This is a genomic window from Wenzhouxiangella sp. YN1, from assembly GCF_056324145.1.
This window is the reverse complement of the sequence record NZ_JBJNIO010000108.1, coordinates 1-19,334: the sequence shown is the minus strand read 5'-3', so window position 1 is coordinate 19,334 and position 19,334 is coordinate 1. Positions and strand designations below refer to the sequence as shown.

The window sequence follows — 19,334 nt, the reverse complement described above, 5'->3', positions numbered from 1 at the left end:
CGGCGGCAAGCGTGAAAGCTTGAGCCGGGCCGGCAAGGCAGGCTGTCGCGCCTGCTGCCGAACCGGCGGCCGGGGTCATGCAGGCAGTGCCTGATACCCGACAGGTTATGATACAAGCATGCTCGCTTCCGAACATCTTGCGGCCCTGGCCCACCCCATCATCGCCCTGGTCATCGGCCTGTTCTTTCTGATCGCCGCGGCGACCAGAAAGGCCAACTACTTCTTGCCCGCCGCCGCGGCCTATATTGCTTTTGCGGTCGGAATCTTCCTGCAGATACTGCTCCTTCCCGGCAACGCGGAAACCAACGCCATGCTGACCGGCGTGGCCTATGCCATTGCTGCTCTGGGCTTTTACCAAGCGCTGGTCCGCGTGGGCGCAGGCACGCCTTCATGGTCGGTCGCAATCGGACTGACGCTGGCTTTTCTGGCCCTGAGGTATTTTCATACGGCACAGAGCTTCAACAGCATTGGCCGGATCTACGGCATCCAGACTTACCTTACCGTCATCTTCCTGCTGGCATGCTGGCACGCCCGGGCGCTGTTGACTCGCGGCAGCGGCCCCGAACGCTTTCTGTTTCTGTGCGTATCCATTTTTGCCCTGAGCCTGCTGCCCCGAACCTTTCTGACGGTCGGCACCGATGCATCACGCTACGGTTTTGACAGGACGCCGTTCTGGGTGTCGACCCAAATCGCCTGGAATGTGTTCATCGTCGTCTTTGCGCTGGCACTGCTGCTCGTGCACGCCTCCCGACGCCTGCAGATGGCCGAGCACAGGGCCTCGATCGACCCGCTGACCCGGCTTGACAACCGCGCCAGCTTCAACGCCAAGGCGGAGTTCGCACGTGGCCGCTGCGCTTGCTACTCCCTGATCTCGATCGACATCGACCGCTTCAAGAGCATCAACGACCGCTGGGGCCACCTCGTCGGCGATCGGGTGCTGGAGCGCGTCGCGGCGCTGATTTCGGGCAGCACCCGCGAAGCCGACGAGGCCGCCCGCTACGGCGGCGAGGAGTTTCTCGTTTTTTTGCCCGACACCGGCATCGACAAGGCGCACAAGATTGCCGAAAGACTGCGCCAGAGCGTGGCGGCAGCAGCGATGCAGGACATTGCGCCCGACCTCCGCTGCACCGCCAGTTTCGGCGTTGCGGAGTTCGACTCCAGCGTGCCCCTCAAGTCAGCTCACCAGCGCGTGGATCAGCTGCTGTATGCGGCCAAGGGAAAGGGGCGCAACCAGGTCTGCCACGACCCGCAGCCGCTCACCGAGGCGGATGTGCAGTGCGCCAGCGCAGCCATCGTGCCCATCAACAAACCGACACCTGATCACCAGCGCACGACCCCGGAACACGATTGTCCGCCCGGACGGCCGGCTGCGCGCTCAGATCGGTGAACCCGGCGGCAGCGGCACCGGCTCGAATGCCGGCGCCCACTCGCCGTCGTCACGATAGCGCGCTATCTGCTGCTGCAGGTAGCGATGCTGCGCACTGTCGTCATGCGCATCCAGCCAGGCTTCCAGATCCGACAGGTCGGCCGCCATCTGTGCGCGTACTTCCGGCGCCAGCCCCGGGTTGTTCATTGCATCGATCCAGCGGTAGACCACCACGTGCAGAATCCGGTGATGTATCTGCCGCTGGGCGTGCTGCTGCGGCTCGAGCTTGAAGGTGCTCGCCATCAGCTTTTCATACACCTCACGGGTACCGCCGGTGGCTGACATGCGCGCAAGGCGATTGAGCCGCTGCGGATGCAGCAGCAGCTTCAGGGTGTTGTTGGCGGCGGCCTCGGCTGCCGACACCGGATCGAAGGTCAAACCGGTACGCGACTTGAAACTTTCGCGCCCTTCACTGTCGCCATAGGCCTTGGGCGTAATCAGGTGCAGTACGGTTTCTGGGAGGGTCAGATATTCCGGCCGGATGGTCTGCAGCAGGGCATCCATCGCGGCTCGCTGCCGGTCGGCTGATACCGGCCGGACTCCCCTGGGGCGGTCGTGGTCACCCTTGAGCTCATATTCGTAATGCACCCCGCCAATCTGCTTGGCGACTGCTTCCACTTGATAACGATGCAGCAGGTAGATTGGCACCAGCGCTTCGTGCAGGGAAGACAGGGGCTGATTGTCGGCGATGTGATCGAGCCCGAAGTTCTGCAGCGCCAGCTCGCGCACTTCAGACAAGCGCTCAAGCTCGGCCACAGGATCTTCTCCATTGTCCCAGAGGTGGCCAATCGCGCTGGCGCCACCGGCCGGCCGCGCGTCGCGGTCGGCCATGTACTCCAGACCCCGGGATTTGGCGTTGGCCACACGCTCCGCCATTGCCTTTTCTGGCTCGGCAACATCAGCATAGCCCATGGCAATGGCATAACGATCCCATTCGCCAAGGCCTTCACGATAGGCATTGCTCAAGACAATCCGGCCGTCTTCGATCTCGACCAGGGGATGAGGATAATCCATCACCGAGGCGCGCCCGTTGGCGCTGGCCGCAAAGTTGTGTATCAGCCCCAGCGTGTGCCCGACCTCGTGAGCGGAAAGCTGGCGTATTCTTGCCAGCGCCATGTCCTGCTGCCTGTCGGTGTCCGCGGTGCCATCAAACGGCCCGGTCAGGCCATTGGCGATCAGGAAATCCTGACGCACCCGCAGGGAGCCCAGGGTGACGTGACCCTTGATGATTTCGCCGGTGCGCGGGTCGGTAATCGAGGTGCCATAAGACCACCCACGAGTGGCGCGGTGCACCCACTGGATGACGTTGTAACGAACATCCATGGGGTCGGCATCGTCCGGTAACGGCTTGACCTGAAAGGCATTCTTGTACCCGATCTCCTCGAAGGCCTTGTTCCACCACATGGCGCCGTCATGCAGGGCAGTGCGCACGGGCTCGGGCGCGCCCGGATCTAGGTAGAACACGATCGGCTCGACCGCTTCACTGACCCTGGCATCGGGGTTCTTCTTGACCAATCGATGGCGCGGCAGCAGGCGCTTGACCATGGGCTCGTCAATCGCGGCCGCATAATCCATGTACTCGACTTTCCAATAGCCCGAATAAGGGTGAAATGGCCTTGGTTCGTAGCCTTGCGCCGGCAGGGCGACAAGAGAATGATGCAGGTGCACGGAGACCGCCGTCGGCTCGGGCGTGACCTGTTTGACAAAACCTCCGACATCACTGCCGGCAAAGGTCACCAGCGCCTCCAGCTCGGTGTTGCGGGGGAAAGCCTTGCTGCGCTGCAAGAACACGCCGCTGCGGCTGGCATCGAGTGAAAAACTGCCCTGCCCGGCCTCATCAAGGCGCTGGGCAACCCTGTGGATGTCGGACAACAGAAACTCGGTGTAATCAACCAGTACCGCATCGTCGCTGCTGGCAACCACCGGCAGGCCGGCGAGCACAGACTGGGCAAACGCTTCGTCCACGCTTTGCTGCTCGGCACGGTTGTCGGAATCGGCGCGATAGTAGGTGTTGAGCTGGTTGAGCAGGACCTTGTTGCCAAACTTTTCGAACTGCACCAGCCGGGTCGCGCCCTGCTGGCCCCGATCCAGCCCGATGTCGTTGGAGCCGATACCTCTTGGCAGGCTGCTCTGAAAAATGAAAGGCTTGTCGAGCTTGTCGACCAGCAGGTAGACCTTGTCTTCCTCGCCGTGGTAGTAGAAATCGAAATATCCCTGATGGTGCTGCATGCCCTGGGTGAACTCCTTGACTCCGGCCGCCCAGAGCGGAGAGAACAGCAATACCGTGAAGATCAGAACAACTGCGCGCATGGCGGGTCTCACCTGTCATGGATGAACTGCAAACGGGCCATCAGCCTACCACTATTGACCCGGCATCAAAGCCAGTTGGCTTTGCCACCTCGAGACCTCAGACTGGCATGCTGTGGCTATCCATTCATGCTGGATCAAGATGTTTGTTGAAGTGCCGTTGAAAAAGTACTGCCTGCTGCTGCTCGGCCTGGCCGTGCTGTTTCCGGTTGCAGGCCCCGCGCAGGGGCTCCCGCTGGCCGGTGCCGGCGAAGCACAGCCAGCGACCGAAGACGAGGCAGACCCACAGGAACTGCAGCAATCGCTGGATGAGGTCATCGGCACGCTCGAAAACGACGCCCGCCGCGCGCAACTGCTCGAGCAGCTGAAGTCGCTTCGTGCTGCGGTCGAGGCCGGCGAAGAGGTTCCGGCGAGCGCGGCGGAACAGCGCGAGGGCTTGCTGGGCGCACTCGCCGACTCCTTCGAAGATCTCGGCGCACGGGCGAAAGCCGGCGATTCGGTGCTTGATGTCTGGGCCCGGCGAACGCGGGAGGCCGCTGCCGACGCCGCGCGGCTGTTGAACTCGGAAAGCCGCGTCGACCTGTCCCGCAACGCTGCCGAGGCAGCCGGGCTTGTAGCCGCGTGGCTGGCCTTGCTGAGCCTGCTCGCATGGAGCGGGCGGGCGCTGTTCAGGAGGCTGGGCTGGGCGCTGCAGCCGTCGCCGAAACCCCGCATCTGGATGCTGGCAGCCCATTTTCTACGCAGGGTGTTGCCGTGGGTGCTTGCCTTCGCCGCCCTGCTCTTTACGCTGCGAGGCGTCGAGGGGCACACGGCGGTCCGCGTCACTGCGCTTGTGGTGGCCTATACCGGCATGTGCGGCTACCTTCTGGCCACGGTCTTTGACATCATGGTCGCCCCGTTCACGCGCGGGCATCGGCGCATAGCCATCGCCGTGCTGCACCGCATTGCGTTCAAGTGGCTGTTTGTCATCGGCGCCCTGGTGGCGTTCGGCGACGCGGTCAACGGTGATCGGCTGACCGCGCTACTGGGTTCTGCGCTGGCGGACTGGCTGGCGGTTCTGGCAAGCGTGCTGGCCGGGCTGCTTTGCGGCTTTCTGGTGCTGCGGGTCCGGCGGCCGGTGATGCATCTGATCCGCAATCGCCGCTACAGCAAGCGCCGGCACGGCGGCACACTGCGCGACCTGGTTGGCCTGTTCGCACGGGTCTGGCATATCCCCACCCTGCTGCTGATCGGCGCCTCGATCACGGCCACGGTGCTGACCGGCGGCGAAGCAAACGCGACCCTGGCGCGCGCCGTCATCTGCGCCGTTTTACTGATCGTCACTCTGTTTGTGTCTGCAGCGCTGAGCCGCCAGAGCGAACGCGCAGCCGCCCGTCCGCTGCGCGCGACGTATCTCAAGCGACTGGAGCGCCTGGGCTATGCGGTGGCGCAATTCGTGGCCTGGGCGGTGTTCATCGAACTGTCGCTGCGAACCTGGGAGCTCTCCCTGCTGGGGATCGGCGACCAGGGTGAGATCAGCACGCGCATCGGCCAGGCACTGCTGGGCCTGGGCCTGACGGTTCTGCTCGCCTGGCTCGCCTGGATCTTTGCCGACGCCGCCATAGAGCGCGCGCTGCGCGGCGGCGCTGGGCCGCGGGGACGACGCATGAACACCGTGCGGGTCCAGACGATCACGCCCATGCTCAGGAACGTGGTGTTTTTCACCATCCTGGTGATTGCCGGTATCGTTGGCCTGGCCAACCTGGGCGTCAACGTCACGCCGCTGCTCGCCGGGGCGGGCGTCATCGGGCTGGCGGTCGGGTTTGGGGCGCAAACGCTGGTGCAGGATCTCATCACGGGCATCTTCATTCTGATCGAGGACTCTCTGGCAGTGGGCGATTTCGTCGAAATCAACGGCCATATGGGAACGGTCGAAGGCATCAATCTGCGTACCGTGAAGCTCAGGGATCTCGACGCCATCGTGCACATCATCACGTTCAGCCGGATCGACTCGATACACAACATGTCGCGGCAATTTGGCGTTGCGCTGATGAAGATTCGTATTCCACACGACATGCTCATCGATGACGCCATCAAACTGATGCAGGACACGGCCGAAGACCTGCGACGTGACGCGAGAGTCGGCCACCTGATTCGATCACCGCTGGAGATTCAGGACATTCACAGCTTCGAGGATGGTTGCCCGATACTGCGCATGCGTCTGTATACCGCGCCCGAGTATCAGTGGAACGTATCGCGGGCTTTCAACCTACTGCTAAAACGCCGCATGGAGGCGCAATCCATGGAGCTGGGCACACCCCGTCTGAGCATCAGCATGACCGGCGAGGGCGGTATGCAATTCCAGCGTAGCGGAGATACCGAAGCAGCTGAAGAAACCAGCAACAATCAGGTTGACAAGGGCGACCCCGCCGATTCTGCCGGCGATGAAATCGCACCGGATGATCGCTCACCAAGCAGCCAGTGACCGGTTCAACACGAACTGTAACCGCACGCCGATTCCCGATCGGCAGGCACATCAAACGGATGGGGCCATCGTGGGTTGCCGGGGCGATCGCTGCCGGCCCGGCGTCGATGGCGAGCCTGATAACCGGCGGCGCGGGCTACGGCTATTCGCTGCTGTGGGTAGTCGTCCTTTCAGCATTCGCCGGAGCACTGGCGCAGTACCTGGCGATGCGTCTGGGTCTTCTCACCGAGCGCGGGATCGTCAGCGTCGTAGAAAGCGTGCTCGGCAAGTGGTGGGCTTGGCTGCTGGTGGCTGACGTCGTCATCGCCGCCGGTACGGCCCAGCTCGTCATCATGAAAACCGTTGCCGCCGTGTCGGCGACGATAACCGGCATCGATGCCCGCGTCTGGGGCATTGGCTGGGCGCTGGTTCTGGCCTTCGGCCTTGCCGGTCGCGGCTATGGCTTCATCGAGCTGGTTGCCAAGATCCTCGTGATCGGAGTCGTCACCGCCTTCGTCGCCTCGTTGTTCGTTGCGCCCATCGATATCAGCCGTGCCGCAGCCGGACTCATTCCATCACTCCCGGCCGGCAGCGCGGTTGTCGCCGCCGGAATCCTTGGCGGCGCCGTCCATATCACGCTGATCACGATGCACTCCTACACCATGCGTGCCCGCGGCTGGACCCGGCGCGACTACAGGCTGGCAAGCTTCGACATCGGAGCCTCCATGCTCGTTGCTTTCGGCATCTACAGCGTTGCGATCTTTCTCGTCGCGGCCAGCGTCCTCACGGACCCGCAGCTCACGGCCTTGAGTGCAGCCAAAGCCCTCGGCCCGCTCCTCGGACCCGGCGCTCAGTGGCTGTTTCTTCTGGGGCTCGGCGGTGCCGCACTCTCGACGCTGGGCGGGAACACCCTCGTCCCGCCCCTGCTCATTGCCGACAAGCTCGGCTGGGGCACGTCCGTGACCGATGACCGCTACCGCGGACTGCTGGCGGGCTTTGCGCTGCTCTCTTCTCTGGGTGCATTCATCGGCGGCGAGGTTCTGGGCCAGCTCGTGCTCGTGCTCGCGCTGGGCACCGTGGGCACACCCTTCGCCATTGCAGTGGTCCTGTATCTGTTGAACTCGCGCGCTGTGCCGCAAGGCAACCCGATTCTCGCAAGCCTGGGCGGGATCGCGCTGTTTGCCCTTTCCGCAACGCTGGCCTTCAATTTTCTGCGCAGCAAGGCGATCGGCGACATCAACCTGCTGACAGCGCTGGTGCTCGTTTTCGGCACCGTCCTCGGCTTGGCAACCCTTGCGCTGGCCGGCAAGTATCTGCGATCGCGCCTGAGGCCCTGAATCGATGCGTTCCCCCTCGTCAATCCCCGGCTAATCTTTCCGATTGAAGGTCGGCAGCACCCATTTGCGCCGCAGTGAAACCCAGCGAAAGACAAAGCCGGCGACAATCGGCAGCCAGGCACTCCAGAAGGTGGACCAGCCCAGGTAATGGCCATATACGGCCAGGCTGGCGGTAAGGAAGGCCACCGTGGCATACAGCTCCTCCTGCTGCAGCACCAGCGACACCCGGTTGAGCAGCACGTCGCGCAGCATGCCGCCACCGATGGCGGTCACCATGCCGACAATGATCGCCACCTCGGCGTTGTGCCCGAGCAGCAGCGCCTTGTGCGCGCCATAGACCGCAAACAGCGCCAGACCCATGGCGTCAAACAGACGCACCGGATTAGTCAGTTTTTCCACCCGCCGGTAGGCAACGATAGTGATCACCGCGGCGATCATGGCAGTGGCCAGATAGCGCCACTCCATCAGACCGGCCGGCGGCACAGCGCCGATGAGCACGTCGCGAATGATGCCGCCGCCGCAGGCGGTGACATAGGCAACGGCCAGAATGCCGAACAGATCGAGATTCTTGCGCTGCGCGGCCAGTGCCCCGCTGATGGCAAACGCGAAGGTGCCGGCCAGATCGATCAGATGAAACAGGAATTGATCAGGCATGGACAAAAGCGCCGGGGCGGCCGGTGGTTACCTGCCGGGGCCAGCCACGGACCGGCCCCGGAAACAAGGCAGGTCAGCCCTCAGCCGCCAGCTTCGGAGCCTCCTTGATCCATACGTGGTTGAGCGGAAGCACGTCACAGCCCTTTTTATAGGCAATGTCGGCAATGCCCATCAGAATTTCTTCCTGGGCTTCGGCGAAGGCCGCGTAGGGTACGAAGCCGCCGCCCGGAACGGAACGTACCCAGGCATAGATGTTGAGCTTGAGGGCATGGTCTCCAAACCCGCTGAAACGGAAAACGAAATACTCGAGATCATCACGCGAGGCCAGCAGTTTGTTGCCTTCTTCCACGACTTCGCTGATCTTGTCGTAGTCGCTGTAACTCAACAGGATATCCTGCGAGAGCGTACGGTGAGTGAGACGGGAGTGATTGACCAGGCTATGGGTGTTGAAGATGGCATTGGGTACGTAAATACGCTTGCCGTCCCACTCCTCGATAGTGGTCGAGCGCCAGCCAATGTGGACCACCGTGCCCGCCAGACCGGCATCCTTGAGGATGATGTCTTCATCGAGCTTGAAAATTCGGCTGGCAAACACGGTCAGGCCACCAAACAGGTTGGACACCAGGTTCTGCGCCGCAAACCCGACGGCAATACCGGCCGCGCCGCCAAACGCAAGCAGCCCGGCAATGGACATGCCCAGCGCCTGCACGATGGCCAGGGCAACCATCAGAAACACGACGATAGTGGACAGCTTCTTGACCGCTGTAGCAGCGGTACGATCGACGTGCGTACCCTGAACACTGGCGCGCTTGAAATAGTTGTCCTCGACCCGATCGATCAGGCGGAACAGAAACCAGCCGACCAGGAGGATGAACAACACGCTTTGCGCCGGCGGGGCCACCTGATCCATGACCGGATAACCACTGTCTGGCGGAAAATAGTGCCGCAGGGCAATGATGATCCCGAACAGCCACACCGCCGCGCGCAAGGGCATCTCGGAGGCGCGGAATATGGCGCTGCGCCAGACTTTCTTTTCCGGCCTGTCCCTCTTCCACAGAAACATCAGCACCCAGCGCACTACCTGGCTGACCACGAGCACGGCCACTACCAGGGCAAGCGGAAAGAACCACCAGGAGTCGCTGGCTACGAATTTCGTTATCGACTCCAGTAAATCCATACAAAAGCTCCTTCATTCAAGATCCGGAATCTGTTGATCCGACACGAACGCGGATCACCATCAGCGCCAGAAGCCGGGAACGAAAACGCGGATCAGCGTATCGGCCAGCAGCCCGATGACGAACCAGTTGCTGAACGCCTTGTCGTGCACGAAACAGACGGTAGAGTACCAGCGCGGCCACACGGCGGCCGGATAGTCTGCCGGTTTTTCGGCCGGCCGCGGCCGCGACAGCCGCCGCAGTGCGGGGACGGCCGGCCGGATGGCCACAAGCACCAGCAGCATGACCGGCGTGAAGAACGGCAGGCCGAAAATCATGAAAACGACAATGGCGTAGGCCAGCACGATCATGGCCATGGTGAGATGACGCGAGGCCCTCTCGCCGATGACGACCGGCAGGGTGCGCATGCCTCTTTCAACGTCGTCGCTGCGCTTGTCGGTGTGCTTGCCGACGTTGACCGCGGCCACCACCAGACCAATGGGCAAACTGGCCAGAATCACCAGCCAGCTCCAGTGCGCGGTCAGAACGTAGTACACGCCGCCGATCATCAGCGGCCCCCAGATGAGGAATATGGAAAACTCGCCCAGCGCCAGGTTCTTCAGCGGGTAGGTATAAAACAGGAGCACCAGCGCGCCGAAGCCGAACAGCCACCACACCGGCGCGGAAAAATCGGTGTAGAAGAGCGCGTAAACGCCGGCCAGTGCGGCCACCAGCCCGGTCAGCCAGAACCAGACCAGCTGCGTGCGCCGGCTCCAGAAGCCCTGGGCCAGCGGGTGGCTAGCATACTGGGTGCGAAAATAGTTGCCTTCGTCGATGCCGCGCGTGTAGTCGGTGTAGTCGTTGAGCAGGTTGTTGGCACCATGGGCAATGAAAAGACCGACCGTGACGATCACCCACGTCAGCAAACTCATGAACACCCCGGCCGTGCCGGCGCTTTCATGCAGATAGCGCCAGGCCAACAGCCCGCCGACGGCGCAGGAATAGAACGTGATCATGGTGACCGCCGAGCGGGTTGCGATCAGCCAGCGAGACAACCAGTCCAGGCGGTCCCAGTCCGCCTGGCTGTCGATCATGATCAGCGCAGACAGCGCCTGCTTCCACATTGCGAAGGTTTCCTTCAACGGCATCACCTGGTGCTCACTTCAGAAAGGCGGTGGCTGCTTGCCCTTGGCGCAGGCACTGTGCATCATGCGTAATTGTGTCACGAAGCGAGAATGAATGATGAGAATTGCAGGCCCCTTTGCCGGTATGTTTGCCGCCGCAGCCCTCAGCGGGGCTCTCTGGGCGGCACCGCAACCGTTTGACGCCAACGACCTGGTGAATCTGGATCGGGTCGGCGCCCCGGCGCTTTCACCAGACGGCGAACGGGCCGCCTTTACCGTCCGCTCGACCGATTACGAAGCCAACAAGGCAGAAACCTCGCTGTGGACGACTTCGCTGACGGCAGGGTCGCCTTCGAAGCGCGTCGGCGAAGACATCGGCGCGGCCGATCCGCAGTGGAGCCCGGACGGCTCCGGGATCTATTCTCTCGCTGGCGATGACGGCGTCAATCAGCTCTGGCATATACCATCCGATGGCAATAACGCCAGCGCGGTCAGCGGCCTGCCGCTCGATATCAACAGCTTCAGGCTGTCGCCGGACGGCGAGCGGGCGCTGCTGTCAATCGACGTGTTCATGGACTGCGAGCGCGACAACGCCCTGGCCTGCACTCGCGATCGACTCAAGCAGCGCGCGGACGACCCGGCCACCGGCATGCTCTACGAGAAGATGTTCGTGCGCCACTGGAGCCAGTGGAGCGACGGACGGCGGGCGCAGCTGTTCATCGCCGACTTCAACGACGACGGCACGCTCGGACAGCCGCGCTGGCTCACCCCCGAGCTGGACGGCGACATACCGTCGAAGCCGTTCGGCAGCCGCGCGGAGTTTGCCTTTGCGCCCGACGGCGACAGCATCTATTTCAACGTCAGGCTGGCCGGCCCCGAAGAGCCGTGGTCGACCGACTTCGACATCTACCGCCTGGCACTGGACGGTGCTTCCGATGCCCATAACCTGACCGGCGACAACGACGCCTGGGACGGCTTTCCCCTGCCCTCGCCCGACGGCGAAACCCTGTATTACCTGGCCATGTCGGTGCCCGGCTTCGAAGCCGACCGATTTGCCATCATGGCGCTGGACCTCGACAGCGGCAAGACCCGCGAAGTCGCCCCCGACTGGGACCGCTCGGCCGGGCCGATGCGCATCTCCGCGAACGGCCAGACGCTCTACACCAGCGCCAACGACGAGGGCAACCACCCCCTGTTTGCCATCGATACCGCCAGCGGCGAGGTCGAGATGCTGCTTGGCGACGGCAAGGTGGCGGGCTTTGACGCCGCCGGCGGACAGATCGTCGCCGGCCACCAGGATCTGCAGCATCCCACCGACCTGTACCTGCTGGGTGAGAACGAGCCCGAGCAGCTGACCCATTTCAACCGGGAAGCTCTGGCGGATATCGAGTTCGGCAACGCCGACTGGTTCTGGTTCGAGGGCTGGAACGACGAGCCGGTGCAGGGCTTCGTGGTCAAGCCGGTTGGCTATCAGGAAGGCAAGCAATACCCGGTGGCTTTCATAATCCACGGCGGGCCACAGGGGGCCCTGACCAACGACTTCCACTACCGCTGGAACCCGCAGACCTACGCCGGCCAGGGATTCGCCGTGGTGGGCATCAACTTCCACGGTTCGACCGGCTATGGCCAGGCGTTCACCAACTCCATCAGCCGGCACTGGGGCGACCGTCCGCTGGAAGACCTGCAGAAGGGCTGGAACGCAGCGCTGGAGAAGTATGCGTTTCTGGATGCAGACCGAGCCTGCGCCCTGGGCGCCAGCTACGGCGGCTACATGGTCAACTGGATCGCCAGCCAGTGGAACGAGCCGTGGCGCTGTTTGATCAACCACAACGGCATCTTCGACACGCGCAACATGTACTACGCCACCGAAGAGCTGTGGTTCATGGAGCACGAACACGGCGGCCCGCAATACGAAAGGCCCGCCGCCTACGAGAGATTCAACCCCATCAACCACGTCGAAGACTGGAAGGTGCCGATGCTGGTCATCCACTCGGACCACGACTATCGCATTCCGCTGTCAGAGGGCCTGGCCACCTTTACCGCGCTGCAGCGCCAGGGCATTCCCAGTCAGTTTCTGCGCTTTCCCGACGAAAACCACTGGGTCGCCAAACCACACAACAGCGTGCAGTGGCACAACACGGTCAACGACTGGCTCAAGCGCTGGACGGAGGCTGATGGCACGAAGTGACCAGGATCCGCAGCAGGTTTGACCCGGCTAATCGGCCACCCGGATCTGGACCTGCTTGTCTTTCAGGTCCATCGTGACCATGAAATTGCGCAGCACTTCGTAGCCGAGGATGCCATCGTAGGGCGAGCGGTCGGAGTTGAGCCGGCTGCCGGTGCGGCTTTCCTGACCGTCAAAACCATCGTTCGACTCGGCGTTGTAGCTTGCCAGCAGTGAATCGAACTCATAAGGCCCCAGCTTGAAGCCGGGAATCTGGAGCAGATGGAGTTCCGCGGTGGTGAATGCGCCGGTGGCGTTGCCGGTCACGCCCTGAACTTCGAACTGCTCGAGGTCGCGATGGCGGACCACCTTGCGTTTGAGAACGGTGGGGCCGGCATTGCCGGTATCGAGCAGCATCCACAGATCGGCATCGAGAATGCGCGCGCGGACCATCGGCGCTCCCCGGCGCGTGTTTCTCAGCTCAACATTGCCCTCGAATTCAACAGCATCGCGTCTGATGAAACGGATTCTCTGATTTGGATAGTCGATCTGGACCACGGATGATTCGGCCATCGGGCGACCGAAGACGACGTCAAAGCCCGGCGCCGGCGCCACCGGCACGCGATCGAGCTCGACCTCCTGCCCCGCCATCTCGAGCGTGAATCGCCGCGAGGTGGGGATGGTCCCCTGACCGTGAATGCCAACCAAGCGGATGGAGTCACCCCGATTGAGGTTGATTTCGGCGCGCCGGGCCAGCCCCTCTGAAATCACCGAAGCATCCGCACCCGTGTCGAAAATCGCGCTGGCCGCCTGGCCGTTGACCCTGACATCGAAGGCTATATGCCCGTTCGACTCCTTGAAGGGCATCCAGCCCTGGCCGTTTTCATCATCCGCTGCTTGCGACGATGACAGACCGGCAACGACCAGAAACGCTGCCAACAAAGACAGTTCGATCAATCGAATTGCGTATCGCACAAGAATACCTCCCGCTGTTTGTCCACCTTCAAGCACCTGAAACGCAGCACAAACAGAATAGACATCCTCTCCCCCGAAATCCAGAGTCGGCAAGATCCCCAAAGCCATCTGCGCACTGCCGACCCGTGAAGAAGACCCGCCAACCAGCGGAGTCATGGACGTTCTGAAAGCCAGACGCGGGAGCAACCGTCATCAGGGAAAGTTCAGGTTGACGCTGGAGCACCACGCGCCGGTCACCGTCGTGCTGATAGCGCGGAAGCTATCATCCGTGGCATCCGTGGAATCAGCCATGGTAGCGAGCTGACGGTGATCGGTATGGCCCCGGCTCACGATCTGTCGCTGGGTCTGCCCGCAGGCGTTGCCGCGGCTCAACCGGGTGTCGGCGCTGCCGAGACCTGCAGAACATCGGCGCCCGCGGCTGGGCCGGGGCGCTGATGTTCATGAGGTGTGGGCCGGCGCTATCAGCCCGCGCGCCACACGCTCACGCTCACTCGAGGAACAATCCGGCTTCGATCAAACCCCGAGGGCTTGCGCGGCCAGCCTGGTCCCTTCCAGACGGGCGCGGATCTTGTCAAAGGCCAACTGCCGGGCGGTTCCCATATCGTCGCCGAATGGTGAAAACCCGCAGTCGTCGGTAGTACCCAGGCGTTCCAGCGGAATGTATTTCGCAGCCTCCAGGACTCGATCCCTCACTTCCTCCGCTGTTTCCACGCGTGGGTCGATCGGGTCGATGACGCCGACAAAAATCATCTGTTCAGGATGCGAATGCTCCTTGATGATCTGCAGAACGCGCGGCCGATCAGGCTCGCTCGCCAGCTGGATATAGAACCTTCCAGTCTTTATCTGGAACAGCTTGGGCAGCACTTCAGCGTAATCGACATCCGCGCTGTGGGTAGAGTCCAGATCACTCCCCGGGCAGGTATGAATCCCGATGCGCTGGCGCTCCTCGGCAGCAAAGCGTTCGAGCCCGCGGTTATTCACCTCGACAAGATCGTCAAGCAGCTGCCCTGAGGGGTCGAGCTTCATCGTCAGCCTGCCCTCGGTAAAATCGATCTGGACGTTGTGGGCACCCAGCTCCAGGCAGCGACGAATTTCCGCCTCATGGCCCTGCAGCATGTCCTCGATATATTCATCGCGGGAGTATCCCGGAATCTCCTTTTCCGGATAGAAAAGACTCAGGGCCGATGCCGAAATAACAGCCTGCTTGAGAGGACGGGAGGCATATTTCTGCGCGGCTTCCAGGTACTGGTCGGCCGTTATTGCGTAGCGGAACGGGCCTTCGGTCAATCGTGGCCACTGCCGTTCATGCCCATCGGCAAACGGGACCTTCATGCCGTCTGCTGCAAAGTTGGGGAGCCCATGAGCGGGATAGGTGAGAAAGCTGGGCTTTTTCTGTTCACCGTCTGCTATCACCGGAGATCCCGTTTCTTCGAAGCGCAGGATGGTCTCGCGAGTTGCCTCATCGTAGAGCGCATCCAGCTCTTCTGCCGAGATCTTGCCGGTTTCGTGATCCTTGATGCCCTGGCTGAGCTTGTCCATTCTCGGCACGCTGCCGATCGGTTCCGTAGGAATTGACAAAAAAACTCTCCTTGTGAAGTCTGAAGTTTCTTGGCGCGGGCGCTGCTGAGCGGCTCTGGCTTGCAGGTCAATGTGTCGACCGGTAGCAATTGCCAGATCATTGGAGACAGGGGATCCCCGCCCGCAGTTCGTCGACGGACGGCGCAATGATGCCGGCCAGGAGCCAGTCACTCATCTGCTTCGGAGCCTGCAGCTCTCTGGGGGCGACCTCCGCCGAAACCGCTTGAAACCCCTTGTTTTTGAAAAGGTTTCCAGCCTCTCAGCAGGGCACTCTACTGTGGCAGGGTGCCTTGGTGTTTGTCAAATCGGGCGACGGCTGGCCCAACCCCGAGAGAAGTTGCGGATCATGGTCTGCCCTGGCCTCGCCAACAACTGCAGCGCCAGGTATCACCGGGGGGGAAGAGCGGTAGAAAAACAGGCTGTTGCTGCGCTGTCGTCAGCAAGCGCGCGCAGAGACCGCAGCTCGCCGCTGCAGCAGCGCCACCGGGAGCGTCAGCAGCGATGCCCCGGACGCCACCAGCAAGGCGGTAGAGAAAGACAGCCCGGCGGCGAGCGTTCCCACGAGAACGGAGCCGATTCCGGTGCCGGAGTCGAAACCGATGTTCCAGACCGCGCTTGCAGTGCTGTATTCCCGGGGACGCACGGCCGAAAGCGACAGCAGCAGCGTCAGATTCTGCAGCCCGCCGTAGGCTATCCCGACGAGGGTCATGGCGATCAGGAGCAGCACCACACGGGTAGCAGCCGGGTCGCTGACTGCCACCGACGCGAGCACCAGCCCCAGACCGCTCAACAGGACCAGCGGCCACACGAACACTCGCGCGCCGTAGCGGTCAGCGAGCGCCCCCAGGCGCCAGCGGCTCAGCGCTGCGGCTGCGGTCAACAGCGCCAGCCCGGCCGTGGTTGCGGCCGGAACCGAGCTCATCTGCGGAGCAAAGGTGATCAAGGCACCGCCCGCCAGCGTCACCCCGATGAGAATGACCATCGGTGGTACCAGTGCACGGACGAGGTATTGCAACCGCCCTGCGCGGAGCGTGCTGGCCTTCCGGAGCGGATCCACGGTGTCGGACAGGACAGTCCCGGTGCTGGCGACCTGCCGCTGTTCCTGTTCTTGCTCTTGTTTTTGCTCTTCTTCTTGTTCCTGACCTTGTTCCTGCTCCCGCAGCACCTGCCCCAGCCGGGCCGCTGCTCCGACGGCCAGCACCGGCACGGTACCGACGGCGAACACCAGCCAGAAACCGACGTTTTCAGCAAGCCACGGCCCGGCCGGCAACAGCAGCAGCTGGGGCCCGGCGACGGCAGCGCCATAGGCACCGATCGCCGCCCCGTGCCGTTCAGGCGGCACCAGCCGGGCGACCGCCGCCGAACCGGTAACGGTGATAATGCCGAAGCCGATTCCGCGCAGCGCTGAAAGCACCAGAATCCACGGCAGCGCATCGGATACCAGATGCAGCAATGCCGGGCCGTTGAGAAAGAGCAGCCCGACGGCAAGCACCCGGCCCGTGCCGAAGCGGCGCAGCAAAGCGGGCACGAACGGCTGCGTCAGGATCGTCGTCAGCATCAGGATGCCGTTGACCAGACCCGAACCGGCTTCGTCAGCACCGCCGCTGACCGCCCACAGCGGCGCAATCGGCAGCAGCGCGGAGAAGCCGGTGAACCCGGCCGCGGTTACTATGAGCAGTGCGGGCATTCCGGCGGCCCGCCAGACAGATGTTGCTGGGGAAAGTGAACTCACGGTCGGTTACTTTAACCCGCCCGGACGGGCACGTTGTCGGTGCCGAAGCCGGCGCCAACCGATGTGGCTGGCCCCGGATCGATGCCGCGCCGCCCGCCCGGACGGCGCTTCAGAACACCTCGCTGATGCCGTTGGCGCGCTCGAGCCCTTCGGGCAGCGCGAACAGCTCGGCGGCCGGAGCCTGATCTTCCACGGCGGTGACCCGCGTGGTGATCACTTCGTCGGAGGCCGGCGCGTGCATGAGGGCGCGCACCGGAAATCCGCCGGTCGCCGCGCTGCTGTAGTCGCGATTGCTCGACAGGCCGTAAAAGCGCTGCGACGAGAAGCTGCCCTGCATCAGCTGCTGTGTCTGGAGAAACGTTGCCGCTTCGAAGCAACCGGTATCCTTCAGCTCCGCGCCCAGCTCGGGCGCGACCCACAGCTCCTGCATCAGGGCCCACTCCGCGTCGGCGCCGCCCTCTTTCTCGTGCGGCCGCCACTGGACTCGGTAATGCCGCGCGGTGTACCCGGCCATCTCTTCCTCGCCTGCCTCGTCAACCCGCACGTCGACGGCGTAACGCACCTGGGGGTCATCCGGCAGAAGTTGAACGGCGATGAAGTTGGACAGCTGCCGCGCAAACTCCCGCATCGGCCCGTACCAGTAGACGCCGCGCTCGGCATTGATGAGATGCACCGGCTTCGCGCTGCCAACGCATGAGACCACCACCCGCGTACCGTCCGGGTTCAGGCGCGCCAGGCGGCCATCGTCGACCACCATCGTCTCTTCCTCATCGGCCGTGGCCATGGTAATTCTCACCGGCTCGGCTGAAGCGTATTCGGCGCAGGCGGCACCGCCCTCGCCGCGCTCTTCGTAGGCCACATTCACTCCCTCAGCCTTGAGTCCATCGATCACCTGCCGGGCAGATGCACCTGCACAGGTGTCCAGTGCCGGATTGCCGTACACGGACAAGCGCGCCAGGCTCGGCAGCTCAGCCAGCGGGCGCAAGTCAGCAAGGGCGTTCTCGTGCAGCTGAAGCATCTCGATCTGATCTGCACCCGCCAGGCCGGAGACATCCTGCAGCCGGTTTTCGCTCAGATTCACGAATCGCAGTGCGCCCAGATCGGCCAGGCCTGCGGCGTTGGCAACCTGGTTCTTGGCCACATCCAGGCGCTCCAGCCGCTTCAGCTCCGACAGTGGCGCAACGCTGGTTATACGGTTTCGGCGAAGCAAGAGCATCTCCAGATTGGCAAGACCTGCCAGCGGCTCCAGATTCTCCACGTCGTGATCGCGCAGGTTCAGATAGGTGAGATTCTTCAGCGCCTCGATACCGCCAAGTGATGTGATGCGGTCTTCTTCCTCGGGCCACTCGGCGGTCAGCCGCTCGATCGCGGCCACGTCCGCGGCATACAGCGGCTCGTTTTCGTCCTTGTCGACCACCTGACCACGCACCGCGCGCTCCAGCGCCGGGTCGTCGAATTGCAACGGCGTGTTTTTCTGCGCGACGGCGTGCGAGGCGGCACCGAGCAGCAGTGTCAATGCAGCGGCGGGCAAGAACTGCGCCAGCAGGCGAAGCGTGGTATCAGGTCTCATGGATGATCGACTCCTTGAAATGAACGTAGCTTCTGCTACAGGGAAATGAACGTAGCCTCTGCTACAGGGAAACGAACGTAGCCTCTGCTACAGGGAAACGAACGTAGCCTCTGCTACAGGATGATGGCCACACTAACGCAAATGAGCGCGGCGCTACGCCACGAAACGAGATTGAAGTCAGAGCATGTGCACTGCCGCCCCCTGCGGCCCGGATGGGCCCAGGGCAGGCTTACTGGGGCAGCCGCCCGTCACGCGCCAGCCGGCGCCGCACCCAGCGATCGTAGAGCCGGCGCAGCACGCCTTTCAGACCCGGCAGATTGATCAGCCAGGCCAGCGGCCGCAGCCGTGGCACGCGGCGCATCAGCAGCACATAGGCCTCGATGCCGTCGACGATACGCCCTGTCTCGGCCTCTTCGACGTGCAGCGACAGCAGTGCCGCCGCCGGATCGATTCCCTTCTCGCGCAGGGTATCGGCGTAGCGCGTCGCATCAAGCCAGCTCACCGCCTCGCCGGCCTTGCCCGCCCAGCGCTCGTAGCGCGCGCGGTCGCGGCGGCAGACCGGACAGCGCTCGTCATAATAGACCGTGAGCTTTGCGGGCCGAGTCATGGGCGCGGGCCATGGCAGTCACGCCGTGGTGACTGCATCCCGGAATGAAGCAGGCCCGATATCAACCGCGCCGGTAGGTTCCCACCAGACGGCTCATGCCGAGCAGATGCGGCTCGACGTGCTCGAGCAGCTCGGCCATCGAGAGCCCGGCAGGCAGATCGGTGGCCTTGTCCAGCGCCAGCACCCAGAAATAATAGCGGTGCACACCGTGACCTTCCGGCGGCATCGGGCCACCGTAGCCCGACTTTTCCAGATCGTTGACC

The 19,334-nt window shown here is 63.1% G+C and carries 14 protein-coding genes; 4 read left to right on the top strand and 10 right to left on the bottom strand.

The window, feature by feature from the left end:
• Positions 1-118: 118 nt before the first annotated feature.
• On the top strand, positions 119-1,387 hold the full coding sequence (locus ACEWQZ_RS02430) for a GGDEF domain-containing protein (RefSeq protein ID WP_476481482.1): 1,269 nt from the start codon (positions 119-121) through the stop codon (positions 1,385-1,387).
• Here the strand turns inward: ACEWQZ_RS02430 and ACEWQZ_RS02425 are convergent.
• On the bottom strand, positions 1,376-3,736 hold the full coding sequence (locus ACEWQZ_RS02425) for a zinc-dependent metalloprotease (RefSeq protein WP_476481481.1): 2,361 nt from the start codon (positions 3,734-3,736) through the stop codon (positions 1,376-1,378). The two genes, ACEWQZ_RS02430 and ACEWQZ_RS02425, sit on opposite strands and share 12 nt — an antisense overlap.
• A gap of 157 nt (positions 3,737-3,893) precedes the next feature.
• On the opposite strand from ACEWQZ_RS02425, the gene ACEWQZ_RS02420 reads away from it, so the two are divergent.
• Together ACEWQZ_RS02420 and ACEWQZ_RS02415 are read left to right on the top strand one after the other, a co-directional pair.
• Positions 3,894-6,197 carry a mechanosensitive ion channel family protein gene (locus ACEWQZ_RS02420; protein WP_476481480.1) on the top strand — a complete coding sequence of 768 codons (2,304 nt, stop codon included), beginning with the start codon at positions 3,894-3,896 and terminating at the stop codon, positions 6,195-6,197.
• A gap of 107 nt (positions 6,198-6,304) precedes the next feature.
• Positions 6,305-7,513, top strand: coding sequence for a divalent metal cation transporter (locus tag ACEWQZ_RS02415; RefSeq protein ID WP_476481479.1), 1,209 nt, complete (start codon positions 6,305-6,307; stop codon positions 7,511-7,513).
• Between the two features lie 30 nt (positions 7,514-7,543).
• Here the strand turns inward: ACEWQZ_RS02415 and ACEWQZ_RS02410 are convergent, their stop codons facing one another.
• The 3 genes from ACEWQZ_RS02410 to ACEWQZ_RS02400 form a co-directional block, all read right to left on the bottom strand.
• On the bottom strand, positions 7,544-8,167 hold the full coding sequence (locus ACEWQZ_RS02410; RefSeq protein ID WP_476481478.1) for a trimeric intracellular cation channel family protein: 624 nt from the start codon (positions 8,165-8,167) through the stop codon (positions 7,544-7,546).
• 73 nt (positions 8,168-8,240) lie between these two features.
• Positions 8,241-9,344: a mechanosensitive ion channel family protein gene (locus ACEWQZ_RS02405; RefSeq protein ID WP_476481477.1), complete on the bottom strand. Its 1,104-nt coding sequence runs from the start codon at positions 9,342-9,344 to the stop codon at positions 8,241-8,243.
• A gap of 60 nt (positions 9,345-9,404) precedes the next feature.
• Entirely contained in the window at positions 9,405-10,445 is a 1,041-nt protein-coding gene (locus tag ACEWQZ_RS02400; protein WP_476481476.1) for a prenyltransferase, read from the bottom strand.
• 115 nt (positions 10,446-10,560) lie between these two features.
• Between ACEWQZ_RS02400 and ACEWQZ_RS02395 the strand changes: the two genes are divergently transcribed.
• A complete protein-coding gene (locus ACEWQZ_RS02395) occupies positions 10,561-12,633 on the top strand; it encodes a prolyl oligopeptidase family serine peptidase (protein WP_476481475.1) in 2,073 nt (690 codons plus the stop codon).
• 27 nt (positions 12,634-12,660) lie between these two features.
• Here ACEWQZ_RS02395 and ACEWQZ_RS02390 read toward each other — a convergent pair whose 3' ends face one another.
• The 6 genes from ACEWQZ_RS02390 to ACEWQZ_RS02365 form a co-directional block, all read right to left on the bottom strand.
• Positions 12,661-13,566, bottom strand: a complete 906-nt coding sequence (locus ACEWQZ_RS02390; RefSeq protein ID WP_476481474.1) for an aspartyl protease family protein — start codon at positions 13,564-13,566, stop codon at positions 12,661-12,663.
• Between the two features lie 531 nt (positions 13,567-14,097).
• Entirely contained in the window at positions 14,098-15,333 is a 1,236-nt protein-coding gene (locus tag ACEWQZ_RS02385) for a cobalamin-independent methionine synthase II family protein (RefSeq protein WP_476481473.1), read from the bottom strand.
• 265 nt (positions 15,334-15,598) lie between these two features.
• A complete protein-coding gene (locus tag ACEWQZ_RS02380; protein ID WP_476481472.1) occupies positions 15,599-16,849 on the bottom strand; it encodes an MFS transporter in 1,251 nt (416 codons plus the stop codon).
• Between the two features lie 154 nt (positions 16,850-17,003).
• Positions 17,004-18,464: a leucine-rich repeat domain-containing protein gene (locus tag ACEWQZ_RS02375; RefSeq protein WP_476481471.1), complete on the bottom strand. Its 1,461-nt coding sequence runs from the start codon at positions 18,462-18,464 to the stop codon at positions 17,004-17,006.
• A 229-nt stretch (positions 18,465-18,693) separates the two neighbouring features.
• Positions 18,694-19,071, bottom strand: a complete 378-nt coding sequence (locus tag ACEWQZ_RS02370) for a thiol-disulfide oxidoreductase DCC family protein (protein ID WP_476481470.1) — start codon at positions 19,069-19,071, stop codon at positions 18,694-18,696.
• A 61-nt stretch (positions 19,072-19,132) separates the two neighbouring features.
• Positions 19,133-19,334: YbhB/YbcL family Raf kinase inhibitor-like protein (locus ACEWQZ_RS02365; protein WP_476481469.1), on the bottom strand; the 202-nt coding region annotated here is incomplete at its 5' end.

Excerpts from the sequence above, each read along its gene's own strand:
- ACEWQZ_RS02430 (WP_476481482.1), top strand. The coding sequence starts at position 119 with ATGCTCGCTTCCGAACATCTTGCGGCCCTGGCCCACCCCATCATCGCC.
- ACEWQZ_RS02425 (WP_476481481.1), bottom strand. The coding sequence starts at position 3,736 with ATGCGCGCAGTTGTTCTGATCTTCACGGTATTGCTGTTCTCTCCGCTC.
- ACEWQZ_RS02415 (WP_476481479.1), top strand. The coding sequence starts at position 6,305 with ATGGCGAGCCTGATAACCGGCGGCGCGGGCTACGGCTATTCGCTGCTG.
- ACEWQZ_RS02410 (WP_476481478.1), bottom strand. The coding sequence starts at position 8,167 with ATGCCTGATCAATTCCTGTTTCATCTGATCGATCTGGCCGGCACCTTC.
- ACEWQZ_RS02405 (WP_476481477.1), bottom strand. The coding sequence starts at position 9,344 with ATGGATTTACTGGAGTCGATAACGAAATTCGTAGCCAGCGACTCCTGG.
- ACEWQZ_RS02400 (WP_476481476.1), bottom strand. The coding sequence starts at position 10,445 with ATGTGGAAGCAGGCGCTGTCTGCGCTGATCATGATCGACAGCCAGGCG.
- ACEWQZ_RS02395 (WP_476481475.1), top strand. The coding sequence starts at position 10,561 with ATGATGAGAATTGCAGGCCCCTTTGCCGGTATGTTTGCCGCCGCAGCC.
- ACEWQZ_RS02380 (WP_476481472.1), bottom strand. The coding sequence starts at position 16,849 with ATGCCCGCACTGCTCATAGTAACCGCGGCCGGGTTCACCGGCTTCTCC.
- ACEWQZ_RS02375 (WP_476481471.1), bottom strand. The coding sequence starts at position 18,464 with ATGAGACCTGATACCACGCTTCGCCTGCTGGCGCAGTTCTTGCCCGCC.
- ACEWQZ_RS02370 (WP_476481470.1), bottom strand. The coding sequence starts at position 19,071 with ATGACTCGGCCCGCAAAGCTCACGGTCTATTATGACGAGCGCTGTCCG.